Annotated in this window: 15 protein-coding genes; 6 read left to right on the top strand and 9 right to left on the bottom strand. The window is 51.0% G+C overall.

What is annotated here, in order from left to right:
- Positions 1-111 precede the first annotated feature (111 nt).
- Complete coding sequence (locus NO559_RS04995; RefSeq protein WP_258330698.1) at positions 112-933, top strand: lipopolysaccharide kinase InaA family protein; 822 nt, start codon at positions 112-114, stop codon at positions 931-933.
- Positions 934-963: 30 nt separating this feature from the next.
- Positions 964-2,175, top strand: coding sequence for a CDP-glycerol glycerophosphotransferase family protein (locus tag NO559_RS04990; protein WP_258330697.1), 1,212 nt, complete (start codon positions 964-966; stop codon positions 2,173-2,175).
- On the opposite strand, the gene NO559_RS04985 is transcribed toward NO559_RS04990, so the two are convergent.
- The 9 genes from NO559_RS04985 to NO559_RS04945 all read right to left on the bottom strand — a co-directional run bounded on the left by NO559_RS04985 (position 2,172) and on the right by NO559_RS04945 (position 13,269).
- Positions 2,172-2,564, bottom strand: a complete 393-nt coding sequence (locus tag NO559_RS04985) for an adenylyltransferase/cytidyltransferase family protein (protein ID WP_258330696.1) — start codon at positions 2,562-2,564, stop codon at positions 2,172-2,174. The genes NO559_RS04990 and NO559_RS04985 overlap by 4 nt on opposite strands.
- A gap of 53 nt (positions 2,565-2,617) precedes the next feature.
- Complete coding sequence (locus tag NO559_RS04980; RefSeq protein WP_258330695.1) at positions 2,618-3,397, bottom strand: lipopolysaccharide kinase InaA family protein; 780 nt, start codon at positions 3,395-3,397, stop codon at positions 2,618-2,620.
- Between the two features lie 10 nt (positions 3,398-3,407).
- Positions 3,408-4,220 carry a lipopolysaccharide core heptose(I) kinase RfaP gene (rfaP, locus tag NO559_RS04975; protein ID WP_258330694.1) on the bottom strand — a complete coding sequence of 271 codons (813 nt, stop codon included), beginning with the start codon at positions 4,218-4,220 and terminating at the stop codon, positions 3,408-3,410.
- On the bottom strand, positions 4,220-5,362 hold the full coding sequence (locus tag NO559_RS04970) for a glycosyltransferase family 4 protein (protein WP_258330693.1): 1,143 nt from the start codon (positions 5,360-5,362) through the stop codon (positions 4,220-4,222). Before NO559_RS04970 ends, rfaP begins: the two co-directional genes overlap by 1 nt.
- A gap of 4 nt (positions 5,363-5,366) precedes the next feature.
- Entirely contained in the window at positions 5,367-6,386 is a 1,020-nt protein-coding gene (gene waaC / locus NO559_RS04965) for a lipopolysaccharide heptosyltransferase I (RefSeq protein ID WP_258330692.1), read from the bottom strand.
- 17 nt (positions 6,387-6,403) lie between these two features.
- Positions 6,404-7,453 carry a lipopolysaccharide heptosyltransferase II gene (gene waaF / locus NO559_RS04960; protein WP_258330691.1) on the bottom strand — a complete coding sequence of 350 codons (1,050 nt, stop codon included), beginning with the start codon at positions 7,451-7,453 and terminating at the stop codon, positions 6,404-6,406.
- 12 nt (positions 7,454-7,465) lie between these two features.
- A complete protein-coding gene (locus NO559_RS04955; RefSeq protein ID WP_258330690.1) occupies positions 7,466-8,395 on the bottom strand; it encodes a branched-chain amino acid transaminase in 930 nt (309 codons plus the stop codon).
- 56 nt (positions 8,396-8,451) lie between these two features.
- Positions 8,452-11,397, bottom strand: coding sequence for a bifunctional [glutamate--ammonia ligase]-adenylyl-L-tyrosine phosphorylase/[glutamate--ammonia-ligase] adenylyltransferase (gene glnE / locus NO559_RS04950; protein ID WP_375542735.1), 2,946 nt, complete (start codon positions 11,395-11,397; stop codon positions 8,452-8,454).
- A gap of 96 nt (positions 11,398-11,493) precedes the next feature.
- The gene (locus tag NO559_RS04945; protein WP_258330688.1) at positions 11,494-13,269 is read right to left on the bottom strand and encodes a GspE/PulE family protein; all 1,776 of its coding nucleotides are present in this window, start codon (positions 13,267-13,269) and stop codon (positions 11,494-11,496) included.
- A gap of 293 nt (positions 13,270-13,562) precedes the next feature.
- On the opposite strand from NO559_RS04945, the gene NO559_RS04940 reads away from it, so the two are divergent.
- From NO559_RS04940 to argA, 4 genes are all read left to right on the top strand, one after another.
- Positions 13,563-14,243, top strand: coding sequence for a TIGR00153 family protein (locus tag NO559_RS04940; protein ID WP_258330687.1), 681 nt, complete (start codon positions 13,563-13,565; stop codon positions 14,241-14,243).
- A gap of 21 nt (positions 14,244-14,264) precedes the next feature.
- Positions 14,265-15,548 carry an inorganic phosphate transporter gene (locus tag NO559_RS04935; protein WP_258330686.1) on the top strand — a complete coding sequence of 428 codons (1,284 nt, stop codon included), beginning with the start codon at positions 14,265-14,267 and terminating at the stop codon, positions 15,546-15,548.
- A gap of 128 nt (positions 15,549-15,676) precedes the next feature.
- A complete protein-coding gene (gene argE / locus NO559_RS04930) occupies positions 15,677-16,828 on the top strand; it encodes an acetylornithine deacetylase (protein ID WP_258330685.1) in 1,152 nt (383 codons plus the stop codon).
- A gap of 56 nt (positions 16,829-16,884) precedes the next feature.
- Positions 16,885-18,216: an amino-acid N-acetyltransferase gene (gene argA / locus NO559_RS04925; RefSeq protein ID WP_258330684.1), complete on the top strand. Its 1,332-nt coding sequence runs from the start codon at positions 16,885-16,887 to the stop codon at positions 18,214-18,216.
- The last annotated feature ends 10 nt before the right edge of the window (positions 18,217-18,226 follow it).

Raw genomic sequence — 18,226 nt, 5'->3', positions numbered from 1 at the left:
CAAGTCAAAAACCATTAGCCCTCTCTAACCAGCTTTAAAGCGCAGAATAGCCATGCAATCCCCTCACAAGATTTGTATTATTGCCACACCCAGCCCCCAAGAGATTAACCCATGATTTCATGGCTAGCCCCTAGCAACACAACCTTAGCAGCCGAGATAGAGCAACTTAACACCACGGCACTGCCCAGCGGCTGGCAATGGGTAGACTCATCGCCCTATGCTAAAGTGGCCGTTAATGCCGACCGCAAGCTGTTTTACAAGGCTTTTCTACCTCGCAATATTTGGGAAACACCTAAGGCCTGGTTACGAGGCAGCCGCTGCCAGCGGGCTATAACACAGGCTAAAATACTACCCAAGCAAGGCTTTAACACTCCAGCCGTCATTGCCTGGGGCAAGCTCAGTGGCGGCCGCGAGTTTATGCTCACGGAGGCAGTAAACGGCATCGGTGTAGGCAGCTGCATAGCCAGCTACTTTCGGTCACCCTGCAATCGCGCCGCCTTATATTGGAAACGCGAGCTGCTGCGCGCCATGGGCAAACTGGTTGCTCAGTTACATACTGCTGGCATAGTCCACGGTGACCTTAGGCCTAACAATGTGCTGGTGGAACTAGGCAAGCAACCTTACACCTTCCATCTCATCGACAATGAGCGCAATCAATCATATACGCATATACCCTATAAGCTTATTGTAAAAAACCTAGTGCAAATAGGTATGCTAGCCGCCATAGACCTTAGCCGTACTGACCGCATGCGTTTTTACCAAAGTTATTTACAACACTATTCGCGGTTTGATCAATCAGCAGCCAGCCACCTGTCACTGGAGGTCTACCAGACAACCATGCATAGGCTAAGCACCAAAAACCCCGACCGGCTGGGTTCACCCAACCTGCCCCGTGCTCATGTCGATAATGGACTTATTTACCCGCTATCCTAATAACTCATATTTCGCTAAGGCCACGCACGCATGTACTCTAAGCGCACTCAAAAACGCATACAGCAAATCACCAGCCTGCTCTCACCACTGGCTAAACTACTTTCGCTAACAGTAATAAAAACGAACAGCAAACAACAAATTTGGGGCTTTCTACTTAGTGAGCATCAAGGTTTAGATGGCAACGTTCGTGCTATGCTGGACTACGCCTACCAACAAGCCAACGTTACGCCCTATATAATCAATGCGCGTGATGACGAGATAGCGAAATACCAACAACTATACCCAGGTATCACCGTGGTGTTTCCTCATAGCTGGCGGCAGGGCCACTTTCGCCTACGCTGCAACACCCATGCTTATTTTGTCACCCACGGCACCCAAGAATTGCGCGGCCTGTATGGCATGCTTAAACCTAAAGTGATTAACCTGTGGCATGGCATCCCTTTAAAGGGCATGTGTAACCTAGACTATAAATTTAAGCGCAGCAGCTTAGCCAAGCTATTTAAACGTGGCTTAGGCATTGATGCTTTCTGCGTATCTTCAATGACTGAAAGAGCACTCATCGCCGGATGCTTTTTAATGGATGCCCAACGTATAAAAGTAACGGGGATTCCACGCAACGACTGGCTCACCAGCCCAGCTGAGCAACTTCCTCAGGATTTAGCCGCCGACCAAAGCAAACTCAAAGCCCTACTCAATGGTAAAAAGTTAATTTTATATGCCCCGACTTTTCGCGACTATGATCGCAAAGCCTGTGGCTTCACTACTGAAACCATTACCCAGTTAAAAGCTATTTTAGCCCAGCACAATGCCGTATTAGGCATACGTGCCCACCCAAGAGATCAAGGTTTATTTAGTCCATTTATAGATAATACTAATGTATTGGATTTGGATTATCGCCATTACCCCGAGCTAAACACAGTAATGCGCAATACGGATATATTAATTACCGATTACTCCAGCTTGTGGGTAGATTTTTTGCTGTTGGACAAACCCATTGTGGGCTATGCCTTCGATATGGAACAATACCAAGGCGCACGCGGCTTGCTATATGATTATGAAAACCAGTTTCCCGGCCCACTCACCCAAACTTGGCCGCAACTAGCCTCCACATTGGAGGCCCTGTTAGCGCAATCATCTCTCAACGTTAGCGAAAAACAACAATGGCTTAAACGCTTTTTCCATCAGCCTTTAGAGGGCAGCCGCTGCCAAGCCATAGAACAATTAGTTGCCGAGCTAAGCTAAATTTCTTTAATGACCTCTATCAAAGCCGTGGTTGATATCGACGGAGTTCTTTTCAAATACACCACTTCGCAAATGGATTTGCAAAAATCGAACTTACCCGCCCAATCATCACCCATCACCAATACATCAGCCTTTTGTGCTTTGATGTATTCCATCTTTAGCTCTAAGTCTTCTTCTAAAAATACGCTATCAACAACCTTTAAGGCTGCCACAATATCCATTCTATCGTGTTGACCATAAACAGGGTTGCGCCCTTTTTTCTTAAAATTTAATGCATCAGAAGAAACGCCCACCACTAGCGAGTCACCATATTCAGCAGCTCGCTGCAATAATCGCAAGTGCCCTAAGTGAAACACATCGTAAGTACCAAAAGTAATAACTCTTTTCATGTTACTTCTCTATCTCTTGCCAGCTATATGCTATAGCCACGCAACTATTTAATTTATATCTTTGACTGATACTTACTACGATGCCTAACAGCCAGTTTTTCATAAGCTGGTGCCAACCATTGCTTAATCATTTTAAGCTCGCAGTCACGCTGCTCAGCATAAGCCTGCAAAAATGCACCCTGTAAATCCTCACTGAGTGCAAACTCTTTCGCATTTACTAAAAATCTTGCCAAATCACGGCCCGAGTCTTTTTTATTAAACCAACTAGACTTAGCACCATCTAAATCGACAAACCAAAAATCTTGCCCATTCTCTGCCACAATAATATTCGACCACTTAAGGTCGCCGTGGCACAAGTTAGCTTTATGCATTGCCGCCAACGCCTTCGCAATATCTGTTAGCAGCTGCCGCACATCAACACCGCACCACCGCTGACTATAATACAGCTGCTTTAAATCTAGGCAGCCACCAGCAAAAGCCTCGCATAAAAAATAACTATCTTTTGCCCAACAGTAGCCGTTGTAACCATAGGCTATAGGCTTAGCCACTGGCACCCCTGCAGCAGCTAAACGCATACTAATACTATAAACATGTTTAGCGCGGCTCTTGCCCAGCGCTGATCGCAAACGCTGCAAACAACTCATTGCGCTATAACACTTAATAAACAAAGAGGGTTTGTCGAGCAAAACCGCCTTGATTTTATCATCACCTTTAAGCAAGGTGGCCCCTGCCAAATGCTGAGCCAAACTCATGTCACTAGCTACAAAATAGTTAAGCCATAGCCTGTCAGCACAATAAATTTTATCGCCTGCATCGGTAACTATAGACCTCATAGAAACCATGCTACCACCACTTTTCACAGGGCGAGGGCTGGCCGTGATCTTTTTGATACAGGGCCAAGGCCTTATCATTAACAGCACGCCAAAAGCTCACATTCAAATTTTTTAAACTTGCTTGCCCGCTATATATTTTAATAAAGCGCAAACAATCACGCTTAGTTAGCCCTATATCCATAGCCGAAAAATACAGCCCCGCAATATCCTTAATAGCCCAGCGCTGTGGTGTTTTTTTGCGCAACTGGGCGCGATGCAAATCTATGAGATAACACTGCGGCGAGCTTAAGTCAGCCAGGGAGTTTTTCTCTAATAAAAAATGGCAAATATAATAATCCCTGTGGTTAATCCCCGCGCCATGCATAATACGGCTTACCTTGGCTAGCAACGCTATCAAAGCTTTTTTATGAGCAAAGCTGGGCGGGTTATTTTTCCAGTCAGCACAGTAATCTTCTAAGCTAATGGTATTACTTAAATCATCAGTCAAAATAAACGAGTGCTGCTTGGCAGGGTTTATGCCCTTTTTACCAAAGGCTGCGGTGGTTAAAGTATCCACCCCTAGGGCAGCCAGCTTTTCGGCGGCGGCAAACTCATTGCTGGCACCTATAATTGGCAGGCGCAGCTGCAAGAGATTTTTAAATATTTCTTTCCAGCCTATGCCTCGGTGAATTTTTACAAAGAAACTCTTGCCATTTATTTGGGTTTGCAGGGTGACACGCCCCTCTTTGTTGCGATAGATATCACCCTGCAGCTTTTCAACTTCTTGAAATGGATCGCTATCACCCCAGGCCTGCTCTATGTCACCGCGCAAATACAATTCCATTATTCACTCACTCTAGTCTGCAAGCGCTGATATGTCTGCTCTAATATATCTATACCGGTAGCGTGCATGCTGTATAAATCTTCAGTTTGTGAATAGGCTATGGCATTTTCTCGCCACTGATTAGCAGCTGCTTTATCAAGCATTTGTTGTAACTGTTGATTCATGGCCTGTTGATTAAAAGGCGAGGCCAGCACACAACCCGCCTTGGCATCGGCTATAAAAGGGGCATAACCGCATACATCGGTTACTAACACTGGCAAGCCAGCCACTAAAGCCTCTAGCAACACTATGCCTGCCGCCTCGTCTAAAGCCGGGTGCACCAACACATCTGCAGCTAATAAAAAACGCGGCACATCATCACGGCCCGCCATAAAACGAACCCTATCCATAACACCTAGCTGCCTTGCCAGTTGTTCAAAACGGGCTTGTTTATCTTGCCCTAAAATAAATAAATGGGTTTTATTTTGCACAGCTTCGGGCAATGCCGCTAAAGCCGTAATCGCTCTATCCAAACCCTTTTTGATAAAACCTGAACCCACAAACAGCAGCATATTATCATCTTCAGCCACTGCAAACTCTTGCCTAAACTGCTGGCGTATAGCCTGAGCATTGGCTGGCGCACACCTATCTTTGCTAATACCGGGAGGCAGCATATGCATGCGCGACTCTTCAGTATGGTAATGCTCAATAAACTTTTGTTTTTCGATTTCAGAAATCAATAAGATCTCTGCCTGCTGGCCCTGAGCAAAAATCGCCTGTTCATAGCGCGAAAAATGTTTATAGCGCGAACCTAAGCGATATAAAAAGCCGCGGCTTGTTTTCGCCTTATCTTCATAACAAGAATCAGCTGCATAATAAATATCCAACCCCGGCATTTTATTAAAACCGAAGACTATATCCACTGGGTCTGCTACTAAATCCTGCTGCACCCAGCGGGCATATTTTTCATTGCGGCGATGATTACTCCAGGCCTTAGCGGGCACAAAGCGTAAATCTATATTGTCGGCCTGTTCGCCTTGCCAGCTAATACAATAAACCCGGCATTGATAGCCGCGGTTTTGGGCCTCTTGCAAAAAGCGCAGAAAGTCGCGCTGCAAACCACCGTAGGGAAAATATTTATAAAGGCAGAATGCAATCCGCATAGCGCTATTCCACCAGTTCAGGTAACAAAGGCAACAATCGCTCAGCCACCACTGCCGGTGTTAAGGCAGCCATTTCGGGCGGGTCTATAGCCGTATCATTTACCGGGGTAAAATCTTTCGCGCATAAATGGGTTTGATTATCGCCATAGGCTCCCACCAAATCGGGGCTGGTGGTGCCGTACAAAGAGATGGCCGGTATACCCAAGGCGGCTGTTAAATGACCCAAGCCGGTATCCACGGCCACTACCGCGTTGGCTTTGGCTAACACACAGGCTACGCCGCGTATATTGAGCTTGGGCAGCACTTCGGCGCAGTTGGCTTTTTCGGCTATACGCAGGGCGCGTTCGCGCTCCACCTCGTTACCCCAGGGCAGGTACACCCCATAGCCTTGGTCACACATGATTTTACACAGCTCTACCCAATAGGATTCGGGCCAGTGTTTGTTATGGCGGGTGGTGCCATGCAAAAACACCACATTGGGTTTGGTTTCGCCCGAGGTAATAAACTGGGCTTTATCAACACCATAGTGGCCTTTGTTAAGCACGCCGTTTTCTTGCGGCAACTGATAACCCAAAGACTCCGCAAATAACTGGCGGGTGCGCTCTACTGCGTGCATGTTTTTAGGCACAGCAATTTTATGGTGATAGGCCAAGGTAGCCAAGCGCTCACGCACGGAGTTTTTATCGTAGCCAAAACGCGGCGCACGAGTATAGCGTGCCAGCCAAGCGCTTTTGACCAGGCCCTGGGCATCGATCACGCAGTCGTAGTGGCGTTGCCGCAACATTTGTTTGCACTGTTTCCACTCGGCGCTGCCCAGGCTTTGCCACAGGCTTTTGCGCCAGCGGCGTATGGCCACCGGTATAACTTCGTCTACCGCCGGGTGCCAACTGGGTATTTCTTCAAAGCCTTCTTCCACTACCCAGTCAAAACGTATGCTGGGTATGGCCTTAACTGCATCGTTTAAGGCTGGCAGGGTATGTATCACATCCCCCATGGAGGTGGTTTTTATAATCAGTACGCGCATTTCAGCGTAAGCCTTCTTTATGATTCATTCGAGCGTAGTAGTTGGTCTAGGGAGTTAATCACCCGGCTGGCCGCCAAGTCTTGCAGGCATTTTAAATGCCCCAAGGGGCATTCCCGTTTAAAGCAGGGGCCGCAATCTACCGCTAGCTGCTCCACTCTAACATTGTCACTGAGTGGCGGGGTAAAGCCGGGTGAGGTAGAGCCATACACCACTACCATGGGGCGCGCTAAGGCGGCGGCTATATGCATAAGGCCGGAGTCATTGCTGACTACGGCGCTGGCTTTAGCCAGCAAGTCTACCGCTTCCGCCAGGCTGGTTTGGCCCGCCACACTGATGCAGTGCTGGCGCGCCTCTGCGCTAAGCAAACCTTGTATGGTTTCGGCTACCGCCACATCATTGGCCGAGCCGAATAAGGCCACGCGCCAGCCACGCTGTATAAATTGTTGCGCTACTGCGGCGTAGTGTTGTTCGGGCCAGCGTTTGGCAGGGCCAAACTCGGCACCGGGGCACAGCGCTAAAAAGGGTTTATCCGCCAAGCCAAACTTGGCCACTACCGCCTGGGCATTAGCTTCATCGACTTGCAGAGATGGCCTAGGTAGATGTTGCGGTAACTCGGCACCCGGTTTATAGGCCAGTGCCACAAAACGCTGCACCATGAGTGGGTAGCGTTTTTTATTGAGCAGGCGTATGTCGTTCAGTAAAAAATAGCGCATCTCGCCGCGCCAACCGGTGCGCTCGGGTATCTCGGCAAAAAACGGCACCAGTGCCGACTTAAAAGAGTTGGGTAGCAAAATAGCTTGCTGATAGTGCTCGCGCGCCAGTTGTTGCCCTAAGCGCTGGCGCAGGCTCAGATCCAGTTTGCCGTGGCCCACGGGCATAACTATGCCGGCGCGCACTTCGGGCATGCGCTCTAAAATGGGCAGGCTCCACTCGGGGGCCAGCACATCAATTATGCAGCTGGGGTGTTTTTGCTTAAGAGCTATAAATAAGGCTTGCGCCATCACCATATCGCCGACCCAAGAAGGGCCGACAATAAGGATTTTTTTTACATCGCGGTCTGCGGCCATGGTAACGCCGAGCTATTTCGCGACTGGCGCTAACCAATCACGGTTTTGCGGGCGACGCCCCTTAACCGCATCAAAGTACATGCTTTGTAGTTTTTCGGTGATGGGGCCGCGCTTGCCGCTGCCTATGATGCGGCCATCCAGCTCGCGTATGGGCAGTACTTCGGCGGCGGTGCCGGTAAAGAAAGCTTCATCAGCCACATACACTTCGTCGCGGGTGATGCGCTTTTCTTTGATGGTATAACCCAGCTCGGCAGCCAACTCAAAAATAGTGCCGCGGGTAATACCGTCTAAGCAGCTGGTTAGCTCCGGCGTATAAATAGTGTCTTTATACACCAGGAAGAAGTTCTCACCACTGCCTTCGGCTACATAGCCTTCGTTATCTAACAGTAGCGCTTCTTCACAACCGCAATCCAAGGCCTCTTTTAAAGCCAGCATGGAGTTGATGTAGTTGCCGTTGGCCTTGGCCTTACACATGGTGATGTTTACGTGGTGGCGAGTGTAAGATGAGGTGCGCACTTTTATGCCCAGCTCTTTGGCCTCGGGTGACATATACGAGGGCCATTCCCAAGCGGCAACCATCACATGGGTTTGTAGGTTGTCGGCGCGCAGGCCCATGCCTTCGGAGCCGTAAAAACACATGGGGCGCAAATAAGCTTCCTCTAAATTGTTTTCACGCACTACCGCTTTTTGCGCTGCGTTTAAGGCGTCTTTGTCAAAGGGCATGTTCATACCCAGAATATGCGCCGAGCGGAACAGCCTGTCGGTATGCTCTTTTAAGCGAAAAATAGCGGTGCCATCACTCTCGGTGTTGTAGGCACGCACACCTTCAAACACGCCCATGCCATAGTGCAGGGTATGGGTTAATACATGCACTTTAGCTTCACGCCAAGGCACCATTTCGCCATCCAGCCAGATTAGACCATCACGATCGGCCATTGACATAACTTACTCCTAAACCTAATTCAAAATAATATGAGAATGCACTACTAGCCTGCTGCCTAGGCAAATAACTGCTGCCACTTTTGCAGCACCGCCTGCCGGTGTTCGGCCACGGTTGCGCTATCCACTTCCACCTTTTGCTCTTGCAAGCTGAGCTTGTGGGTGAGCGACCTAAATACCTTGTAGGCTTCCGTCAACGCGGCCACTTCCGGCTCACTAAACAAGCCCTCTTGCTGCAGGGATTCCAGTATGCGGATATTGTCGGTGTAGGTGGCTAATGCAGGGTATTGTTGCGACCAGGCTAAAACGGCGTATTGCACCATAAATTCGATGTCAACGATACCTCCCCAGCCCTGTTTAATGGCAAATATTCCACTCGTCATGTCACTTACGCTAGGGGCATCACCCTTTTCGGCCGACTTAGCCAATAAATGCTCGCGCATTTTTTGGCGCATGGCCACCACCTCGGCTTTGAGCACAGCCTCATCGCGGGCTTGAGCCAAGACTTGTTGGCGCACTTGGGCAAAGTCACGGGCCAGCTCGCCACTGCCGGCTACCACCCGGGCGCGCACCAGCGCCTGATGCTCCCACACCCAGGCATCGGTTTGTAAATAGTGCTTATAGGCGGTGAGCGAGGTGGTGAGCAGCCCCGAATCGCCAGAGGGCCGCAGCCGCATATCGGCCTCGTATAAGGCCCCCAGCTGGGTTTGGGTGGTGAGTATATGGATCATGCGCTGCCCCAAGCGGGTCATAAACACGCTATTTTCTATGGGGCGCTCGCCATTGGTGAGCTGCTGGCTGGGCACATCGTGTATAAACACCAGGTCCAAGTCCGAGCCGTGGCCCAACTCTATGCCGCCCAGCTTGCCATAGCCCACCACGATAAAGCGGCGCTCGCAGGGCACGCCCTCACTTTGCTGCGGGCAGCCGTGGCGCTCTTCTAGGTTGTGCCAAGCCACCGCCAATACGTGCTCTAAAATTACCTCGGCTATCCAGGTGAGGTAATCGCTGACCTTCATTAGTGGTAGCCGCTCCGACACCTCGCAGGCCGCCACTTTCAAAGCATGGGCCAGACGGAAGTAGCGCAGGGTTTCCATATGGGCTTCTAAGTCGTTTAAGGGCAGGCGCAATACCTGCTGCTGCAGGTCATCGCGCAGTTCCTCTTTATCGGGCACATGATAGAGGCTGCTGGCGTTTAATAGCTCATCTAGCAGTACCGGGTGCCTCGCCAGCTGGGTAGATATCCACGGGCTGGCGGCACACAGGCGCACCAGCTCTTTAAGCGCGCCTTGGTTTTCTACCAATAGCACCAAATAGGCGGTGCGCCTAAGTACCGCTTCCACAAAGGGGAAAATGCGCAGCAGCGCTTGCGAAGGGCTTTCCACTTCGGTGACCGCCTGTATTAGCAAGGGCATAAACTGGTCCAACCGCTCGCGGCCGCTGGCCTGCATGCGCGCCAGCTGCTGGCTATTGCGCAAGCGCATCAGGCGCTCAGCGGTAGCCGTCGCCTGTTCATGGCCGCCCTGCTCTAACACCAGTACCATTTCTTCTAGGCTGAGTTCATCCAGCCACAGCCCCTGCCAGCGCAAATCGGCACTGCGCTGCTCCAAATGCTCAGGAGCATCGCTAATCACCGCCGAAAAATGATGCATCACATGGTCGCGGTGCTGCTGTAAGCTTTTTTCAAAATCGACCCAGCTAGCAAAACCCATGCTATAGGCCATGGCCGCTTGCGGGCGCGCATCTGTGGGCAGCTGCTGGCTTTGTTTATCTTGGTAGCCTTGTATTAAATGTTCGGTATTGCGTAAAAACACATAGGCCGCGCGTAACTCCTGCACCACTAAGGCGGGCAGGTATTCGTTTTCCATTAAGCATTGCAACACGCGCAATAGGGAGCGCTCTTGCAACTCCAACTCGCGGCCGCCGCGTATCAGCTGAAAGCTTTGCACGATAAATTCTATTTCCCGTATGCCGCCCGCCCCCAGTTTAATATCGCCAGCTAACTGGCGGCGTAACAACTCCTGCTGGATCATGCGCTTCATGGAGCGCAGCGCGTCTATGGCGGTGAAGTCTATATAGCGCCTATAAGTAAAAGGCCGCAGCAGGGCCATTAACTCTTCACCTTGCGCTGTGGGCCCAGCCACTACCCGCGCCTTAATCATGGCGTAGCGCTCCCAGTCGCGGCCCTGATCTTGGTAGTACTGCTCCATAGCCGCAAAGCTTTGCACCAAGGGGCCGCTGTCACCGTAGGGGCGCAGCCGCATATCCACTCTAAACACAAAACCGTCTTCGGTGGGGGCATCCAGGCTTTGGATTAAGCGCTGGCCCAGGCGGCTAAAAAAGGTGTGGTTATCTATGGCTCTTTTTTCGCCCACGGTTTCGCCCGAGCGAGGAAAGCAAAAAATCAAATCAATATCGGAGGACAGGTTTAACTCGTAAGCCCCTAGCTTACCCATGCCTAACACCAGCAATTGCTGCGGCACTGGCTGGCCTTTGACTAGGCAACAGGGCTGGCCATAAATGGTCACTAATTCCTGGTGGTGAAAATCCAGCGCCTGCTGTATGCAGGCATCGGCCAAGTGACTGATGTCGGCAGTGGTTTCCACCATATCGGCCAGGCGATTAAAATCGCGCCAAATAATGCGCAGCATTTCGCTATTGCGAAACTGACGCAACGCGGTATCTAACTGCTCTTTGCTAGCCACACCAGCCAGTTTTTCTCTCAAGCGCTGCGCCATAACACCACTGTTATAGCGTGTTAATAAGGTTTGCTGCTCTACCAGCTGTTTAAACTCTTCGGGTTTGCGCAGGCATTGCTCGGCCACATAAGCGCTGCACCCCCAAGCTGTTTTTAATTGCTGCTCAAAAGCCTTGTCGGCTAATTGCTTTTGTAACCACGGGCTGTAGTCGGGGCAGCGTTCGTTAAAATGTTGCAGACTTTTTTCAAAGGCTGTCTGTAAAACATTAGGAAGCTTTTGGCTGGGGGTAGGTGAATTCAAAAGCACAACTCTGGATAGATAATCAATGGATAGTAAAGATGCTAACAAGCTCAGCTGGCGATTAAGTTTTGCTAAAACGTAATCGCCAGGCTTTTTATACGGCTACTTATCCTGCGGCGGCGGAGCCACCCGCATCACTTCGGCAACCGTCGTCATGCCCGCGGCAACTTTTTGTGCGCCGGATAAACGCAGGGTGTGCATGCCTTCGCGTATGCCTTGGTTGCGTATATTGCGTATGCTGATGTCGCCATCTAACAGGTCTTGTATGTCATCGCTTAAGGGTAAAATTTCATACAGGCCTTGGCGGCCTTTGTAGCCGGTGTTGCGACACTCTAAACAGCCCACGGGTTTAAAGATTTGTTTAGGCAGTGCGGCTTTCCACGGCGTGGTGAGTTGCTGCCAGGCTTTTTCGTCTATGCTGTCGGGCTCTTTGCAATCGGGGCACAGGGTGCGCACTAGGCGCTGGGCCATCACCCCCAACAGGGTGGCTTTTAATAAATAGGCGGGTACACCTAGCTCTAATAAACGGGTAATCGCCGAGGGGGCATCGTTGGTGTGCAAGGTGCTTAACACCAAGTGGCCGGTAAGAGCTGCCTGTATGGCCATTTCGGCGGTTTCTAAATCCCGTATTTCGCCCACCATAATAATGTCGGGGTCTTGCCGCATCAGGGCGCGCACGCCGCTGGCAAAGTCTAAGTCTATATTGTGCTGCACCTGCATTTGGTTAAAGCGCTCTTCCACCATTTCTATGGGGTCTTCTATGGTGCAGACATTGACCTCAGAGGTGGCCAGTTTTTTGAGACTGGAATACAGCGTGGTGGTTTTGCCCGAGCCGGTGGGGCCGGTGACCAGTACGATGCCATTGGGCTTTTCTATCATGCCGCGCCAGCGTTTATAGTCCTCATCGCCTAGGCCCAGCTCATCAAAGCTGCGCAATAGCACTTCGGGATCAAAAATACGCATCACCATTTTTTCGCCAAAGGCGGTAGGCAAGGTGGATAAACGTAACTCTACCTCTGAGCCTTCTGGGGTTTTGGTTTTGATGCGGCCATCCTGCGGCTTGCGCTTTTCGGCCACGTTTAAACGGCCCAGTATTTTTAAGCGGCTGGTGACCGCCACCCCAACTTGCGCTGGAAATTCATAAACATTGTAAAGCACCCCGTCTATGCGAAAGCGTACATGGGCGATATCGCGGCGCGGCTCTATGTGTATATCGCTGGCGCGCTGGTCGAAGGCATATTGAAACAACCAGTCGACGATGTTGACTATGTGCTGGTCGTTGGCATCTGGGTCTTTAAGCTCACCCAGCTCTACCATTTGCTCTAGGTTGCCCACCCCTACATTGCCACCGGTTTCGCCAGTGCTGGCCCCACGCACTGAGCGGGCCAGGCTGTAAAACTCTACGGTGTAGCGCTTGAGGTCATCGGGGTCGACTAACACCCGCTTAATGGGGCGACGCAATACATGCTCTAAGTCGGCCATCCAGCCACGCATATAGGGCTGGGCGCTGGCTATCACCACCTCGTCGCGGCTAACAGCGACTGCCAAGATGCCATGGCGCTGGGCAAACTGGTAGGACATCACTTCGGTAACGGCGGGCACATTGATTTTAAGCGGATCTATATTGTAGTGGGGCTGCTGGCAGTGGCCGCCCAGCCAGTCTAACAGCCGCTCTATAGTCAGCGGCTTGTGATTACTGGCGGTTAACTGCTGGCTGGCGATATAGCTTAAGGGGTGCTGCGCTGCCTGCTCTTGATTGCGGGTGCTGGCCAGCAAGTGCTGGGCCAGCTCTGCACTGATAATGCCATCGGCCTGTAAATCGGCGACTAGGCGGCCTAGTTGTAAAGGCTGTTCGGGCTTAAACGCCTCAACCTGCATAGCGAATCCTTACTCTTTTATTATGGGTGGTGGCTAACGTGGCTTTATGCTGGCTACTATAGCTGCTTATGATGGCCTGCGGCAGTACCACAGGCATTTTTTGCAACGCTGGCGGCTAGCCATAGGGTAAATCAACAATATTAAGCCGCCGTAACATTACTGTCATATTTGTGTAATAAAGTGCCTGCGCTGTAACTGCGTACACCCCTAAAGGGTGTGTGCAGTTCAATCCAAGTAGCCATGCCTAGGGCTAAGCCCTATACTTGGCCAAATTTTTAGTAGGAGTCACTCACATGGCAAGAGGCAACCCCTTCGGTAATTTGTTTGGCAAGTCACCGTTTCAACCTATACAAGACCATATGGCTAAAGCTCATGAATGTGCTGAAGCGCTTATCCCCTTCTTAGAAGCAGCCATGGCCGATGATTGGGAACAGGCCACCAAGCACCGCAGCACCATTACCAGACTAGAAGGAGAAGCTGACGAACTCAAAAGTGAGATACGCGCCAGCCTGCCCAAGAGTTTATTTTTGCCGGTACCGCGCTCTGACTTATTAGAAGTGCTATCCGCGCAGGACAAGATCGCCAACGCCTCGAAAACCATTTCGGGTTTGATGATGGGCCGCAAGATGAGCATCCCTCAGCCCATTACCGCCAGCTTTATGGAGTTTGTAGAAGAGGCACTAGCTACCTCTGCCCAAGCCCTTAAGGCCATTAATGAGCTGGACGAGCTGGTAGAAACCGGCTTTAGAGGCCGTGAGGTCAACACCGTAGAAGCGCTAATAGACGAGCTGGACCGCTTAGAGCACCGCAATGACGAGCAGGAAATTGCCATACGTGCCAGTTTGTTTGCCATAGAGAAGGATCTTCCTCCCATAGACGCGATGTTTTTATACAAAGTTATCGACTCCATCGGTGACCTTGCCAACCGCGCCCAAAAAGTGGGCAGCCGCCTGCAAATTATCATCGCCCGTTAACACATTAAATAGGTAATAACGATGGAAATCATTTCTCAACACGGCCATATTTTATTAGTCATGGCCTGTCTGTTTGGCTTTTTTATGGCCTGGGGCGTTGGTGCTAACGATGTCGCCAACGCCATGGGTACTTCGGTAGGCTCGCGGGCACTGACCGTTAAGCAGGCGATTATTATCGCCATGATTTTTGAATTTGCCGGCGCCTATTTAGCCGGTGGTGAAGTGACCTCGACTATACGCAAGGGCATTATTGACCCCGCCGTCATGGCCGGCACCCCCGAGCTATTAGTCTACGGCATGATGGCCGCACTGTTAGCGGCGGGCACTTGGTTACTGGTGGCTAGCATGATGGGCTGGCCAGTATCCACTACCCACTCTATAGTCGGTGCCTTGGTAGGCTTTGCCGCCGTAGGTATAGGCGTAGATGCAGTAAGCTGGGGCAAAGTAGGTTCTATAGTAGCCAGCTGGGTGGTTTCACCTATATTGGCGGGCACCATTTCCTTTGGCTTATTTATGAGTGTGCAAAAGCTCATACTCAACACCGCCACCCCCTTTGCTAACGCCAAAAAATACGTACCCATGTATATGTTTTTAGTGGGCTTTATGATCGCCATGGTAACCTTATTAAAAGGCTTAAAGCATGTAGGTATAGAGGTAGACTTAGGGCTGGGCTCTAAATTTGCCAACGCCATGCCTATTGCCGCCGTTATTGGCCTCATGGTTGCTGGCATAGGCAAAATCTTTTTAAACAGAGTTAAAGATGAGTCCATCCCCTCTAACCGCAACCGCTTTGGCAACGTAGAAAAATTGTTTGCCGTGCTAATGGTATTCACGGCCTGTGCCATGGCCTTTGCCCACGGCTCTAACGATGTGGCCAATGCGGTAGGTCCCCTAGCGGCTGTAGTCAGCGTAATAGGCAGTGGTGGTGATATCGCGGCTAAATCAGCCCTACCGGGCTGGGTATTATTACTAGGCGGCGGCGGTATCGTCTTGGGCTTGGCTACCTATGGTTTCAAAGTAATGGGTACCATAGGCAAAAAAATTACCGAACTGACTCCCAGCCGTGGTTTTGCTGCCGAGCTGGGTGCGGCCACCACCGTGGTATTAGCATCGGCCACGGGATTACCGATTTCTACTACCCACACCTTAGTAGGTGCTGTATTGGGTGTAGGCTTGGCACGCGGCATAGGCGCACTTAACCTGCGCGTGATCAGCACTATCTTTATGAGCTGGATTATTACCCTGCCCGCAGGTGCCGGTCTGGCCATTGTATTCTTCTACTTGTTTAAAGGTATCTTTGGCTAAGTAGCTATTAGTTAACCCAAGCTATCAGATAACACAGGCGGCCTTAGTGCCGCCTTTTTTATGCCTGTGATTTAGCGCCAACGCCATCAGCTACACTGAAATGACCTACTATTGTTTTGGAAGTAATTATGCCTAAGACCGTACCACCGCTCATGACCATGCTGCATGAGTTAGTGAGTGAAATATCAGTAAGCTCTAGCTCTGCCAGCTGGGACCACAGCAACCGCAAAGTGATAGACAAACTCGCCAGCTGGCTCAGCACCTTAGGGTTTAACTGCGAGATTTTGCCCCTGCCCGGCAAGCCCAATAAGGCCAACTTAATTGCGACACTTGGCAGCGGCCCTGGTGGCCTGGTGTTTTCTGGCCATACCGACACCGTGCCCTTTGATGAAAGCCTGTGGCATAGCAACCCCTTAGCCATTAGCGAAAGAGATAACAAGCTCTACGGCTTGGGCGCTACCGATATGAAAGGCTTTTTCCCCATCGCTATAGAGGCCGCCAAAGCCTTTTTAGATCAGCCCTTAAAAGAGCCGCTGATTATTTTGGCTACCGCCGATGAAGAGTCCACCATGGACGGCGCCCGCGCTCTGGTGCAGCACGGTGGCCCCAAGGCACGCTATGCGGTGATAGGTGAGCCCACCGATTTAAAACCCATACGCATGCACAAGGGCATAATGCTTAACGCTATTACCATACAGGGTAAAGCCGGCCACTCCTCTAACCCCGCGCTGGGCAACAACGCGCTGGAAGCCATGAACATCGTTATGACCGACCTGCTGCAATTTCGCAGCCAGCTGCAGCAGCAATACCAAAACCCCTTATTTGAAGTGGCCCTGCCCACCATGAATTTGGGTTGCATACACGGCGGCGACAACCCCAACCGCATCTGCGGCCACAGCGAATTACATTTCGATATACGCACCCTGCCCGGCATGAACAACGATGAAGTGCAGCAATTACTACAGCAACGCCTATTGCCCATCGCCCAGCGCTTACAAATTGACATTAGCCTGCGCGAGCTAGCCGCGGCGGTGCCGCCCTTTGAAGAGGCTGCCGACGCCGAACTGATCAAAACCGTAGAGCGCTTAACCGGCCACGGCGCACAATCGGTAGCCTTTGCCACTGAGGGGCCGCTGCTGCAACAACTAGGTATGCAAACGGTGGTGATGGGGCCGGGCAGCATAGACCAGGCTCATCAACCCAATGAGTTTATGCCCTTAGCGCAAGTGCAGCCGGCTATAGACATTTTGCAGCAGTTAATACGCCGCTACTGCTTGTAACCACTGCGCTTTATACGCACAATAAAAGCCTATTAAAAACTTATTAGGAACACTACGTGTCTGACAGCAAGACGCCACTCAACAGCAAAAACTACGTCAAATGGTTTCGCAACTCTGCGCCTTATATTAATGCCCACCGCGGCAAAACCTTTGTGCTGATGTTTGGCGGCGAAGCAGTAGCCCACGATAATTTTGCCAATATTATTCACGACATCGCCCTGCTTAACAGCTTGGGGGTGAAGTTAGTGCTAGTACACGGTGCCCGCCCACAAATTGAAGAGCGCGTCGCCCTGCGCGGCATCAACAGCCAGTTTGAACACGACCTGCGCATTACCTGCCAGCAAACCTTAGAGTCGGTTAAAGACGCCGCCGGTTCACTGCGCTCGCAAATTGAAGCGCTGCTCACCATGGGCCTGGCTAACTCCCCCATGCACGGCTCACAAATTCGGGTGTGCTCGGGCAATATGGTAATCGCCAAACCCATAGGGGTAAGAGGTGGTATAGATTACCAGCACACCGGTGTGGTGCGTCGCATAGACAGCCTAGCTATACAAAGCCACTTGCAGGATAACGCCATTGTTTTGCTTTCGCCCATAGGTTATTCGCCCACCGGTGAAGTGTTTAACCTGTCGCTGGAAAACGTCGCTACCCAAACCGCTATTGCTCTGCAAGCCGATAAGCTGATTGCTTTCTCTGACAAGCCCGGCCTGCTCAATACCGAGGGAGAGGTAATTAACAACACCGACATCAGTACCGTTAAGCAACTGCTAGATAACAGCAGCGACCTGCAAGAGCAGGTACTCATGCGCGCACTAATCAATAGCGCCGAAAAAGGCGTGGAGCGCTGCCACTGTATTAGCTACCAAGAAGACGGTGCCTTATTGGCCGAGTTATTTACCCGTGACGGCTCTGGCACCCTGATCGCCCAAGACACCTACGACCAAATGCGCACGGCCTGCATAGATGACGTAGGCGGCATTTTAGAGCTAATAGAGCCACTGGAAGCCAACGGCACCTTGGTAAAGCGCTCCCGGGAATTACTAGAAAATGAAATCGATCATTTCACCGTATTAGAAAAAGACGGCATGATCATCGCCTGTGCGGCACTCTACCCCTACCCGCAAGAAAAACTGGGCGAAATCGCCTGCGTCGCCACCCACCCCGATTACCGCGGCGGCGAGCGTGGCTTGAGGCTATTAAACACCCTGCAACAACAAGCTGCGGCGCTAGGCTTGCAGCAATTATTTGTCTTAACCACAGTTACGGCACATTGGTTTCAAGAGCAGGGCTTTATAGAAGGCAGCCTCAGCCAGCTGCCCGCCAAACGGCAGTCGCTGTATAACTACCAGCGCAATTCAAAAATTTTTGCCAAGGCCATTACTGGCTAGGCTATCACCA

This window comes from Dasania sp. GY-MA-18, assembly GCF_024734385.1.
GTDB classification, from domain to species: Bacteria; Pseudomonadota; Gammaproteobacteria; order Pseudomonadales; family Dasaniaceae; genus Dasania; species Dasania phycosphaerae.
The sequence above is the reverse complement of the archived record's forward strand: the minus strand, read 5'-3'. Positions and strand labels throughout refer to the sequence as shown.

What these genes read in the sequence shown, in the direction of transcription:
- rfaP (WP_258330694.1), bottom strand. Translation starts at nt 4,220, where the DNA reads ATGGAATTGTATTTGCGCGGTGACATAGAGCAGGCCTGGGGTGATAGC.
- NO559_RS04995 (WP_258330698.1), top strand. Translation starts at nt 112, where the DNA reads ATGATTTCATGGCTAGCCCCTAGCAACACAACCTTAGCAGCCGAGATA.
- NO559_RS04990 (WP_258330697.1), top strand. Translation starts at nt 964, where the DNA reads ATGTACTCTAAGCGCACTCAAAAACGCATACAGCAAATCACCAGCCTG.
- NO559_RS04940 (WP_258330687.1), top strand. Translation starts at nt 13,563, where the DNA reads ATGGCAAGAGGCAACCCCTTCGGTAATTTGTTTGGCAAGTCACCGTTT.
- argE (WP_258330685.1), top strand. Translation starts at nt 15,677, where the DNA reads ATGCCTAAGACCGTACCACCGCTCATGACCATGCTGCATGAGTTAGTG.
- NO559_RS04955 (WP_258330690.1), bottom strand. Translation starts at nt 8,395, where the DNA reads ATGTCAATGGCCGATCGTGATGGTCTAATCTGGCTGGATGGCGAAATG.
- waaF (WP_258330691.1), bottom strand. Translation starts at nt 7,453, where the DNA reads ATGGCCGCAGACCGCGATGTAAAAAAAATCCTTATTGTCGGCCCTTCT.
- waaC (WP_258330692.1), bottom strand. Translation starts at nt 6,386, where the DNA reads ATGCGCGTACTGATTATAAAAACCACCTCCATGGGGGATGTGATACAT.
- NO559_RS04970 (WP_258330693.1), bottom strand. Translation starts at nt 5,362, where the DNA reads ATGCGGATTGCATTCTGCCTTTATAAATATTTTCCCTACGGTGGTTTG.
- NO559_RS04985 (WP_258330696.1), bottom strand. Translation starts at nt 2,564, where the DNA reads ATGAAAAGAGTTATTACTTTTGGTACTTACGATGTGTTTCACTTAGGG.
- NO559_RS04935 (WP_258330686.1), top strand. Translation starts at nt 14,265, where the DNA reads ATGGAAATCATTTCTCAACACGGCCATATTTTATTAGTCATGGCCTGT.
- NO559_RS04945 (WP_258330688.1), bottom strand. Translation starts at nt 13,269, where the DNA reads ATGCAGGTTGAGGCGTTTAAGCCCGAACAGCCTTTACAACTAGGCCGC.
- NO559_RS04980 (WP_258330695.1), bottom strand. Translation starts at nt 3,397, where the DNA reads ATGAGGTCTATAGTTACCGATGCAGGCGATAAAATTTATTGTGCTGAC.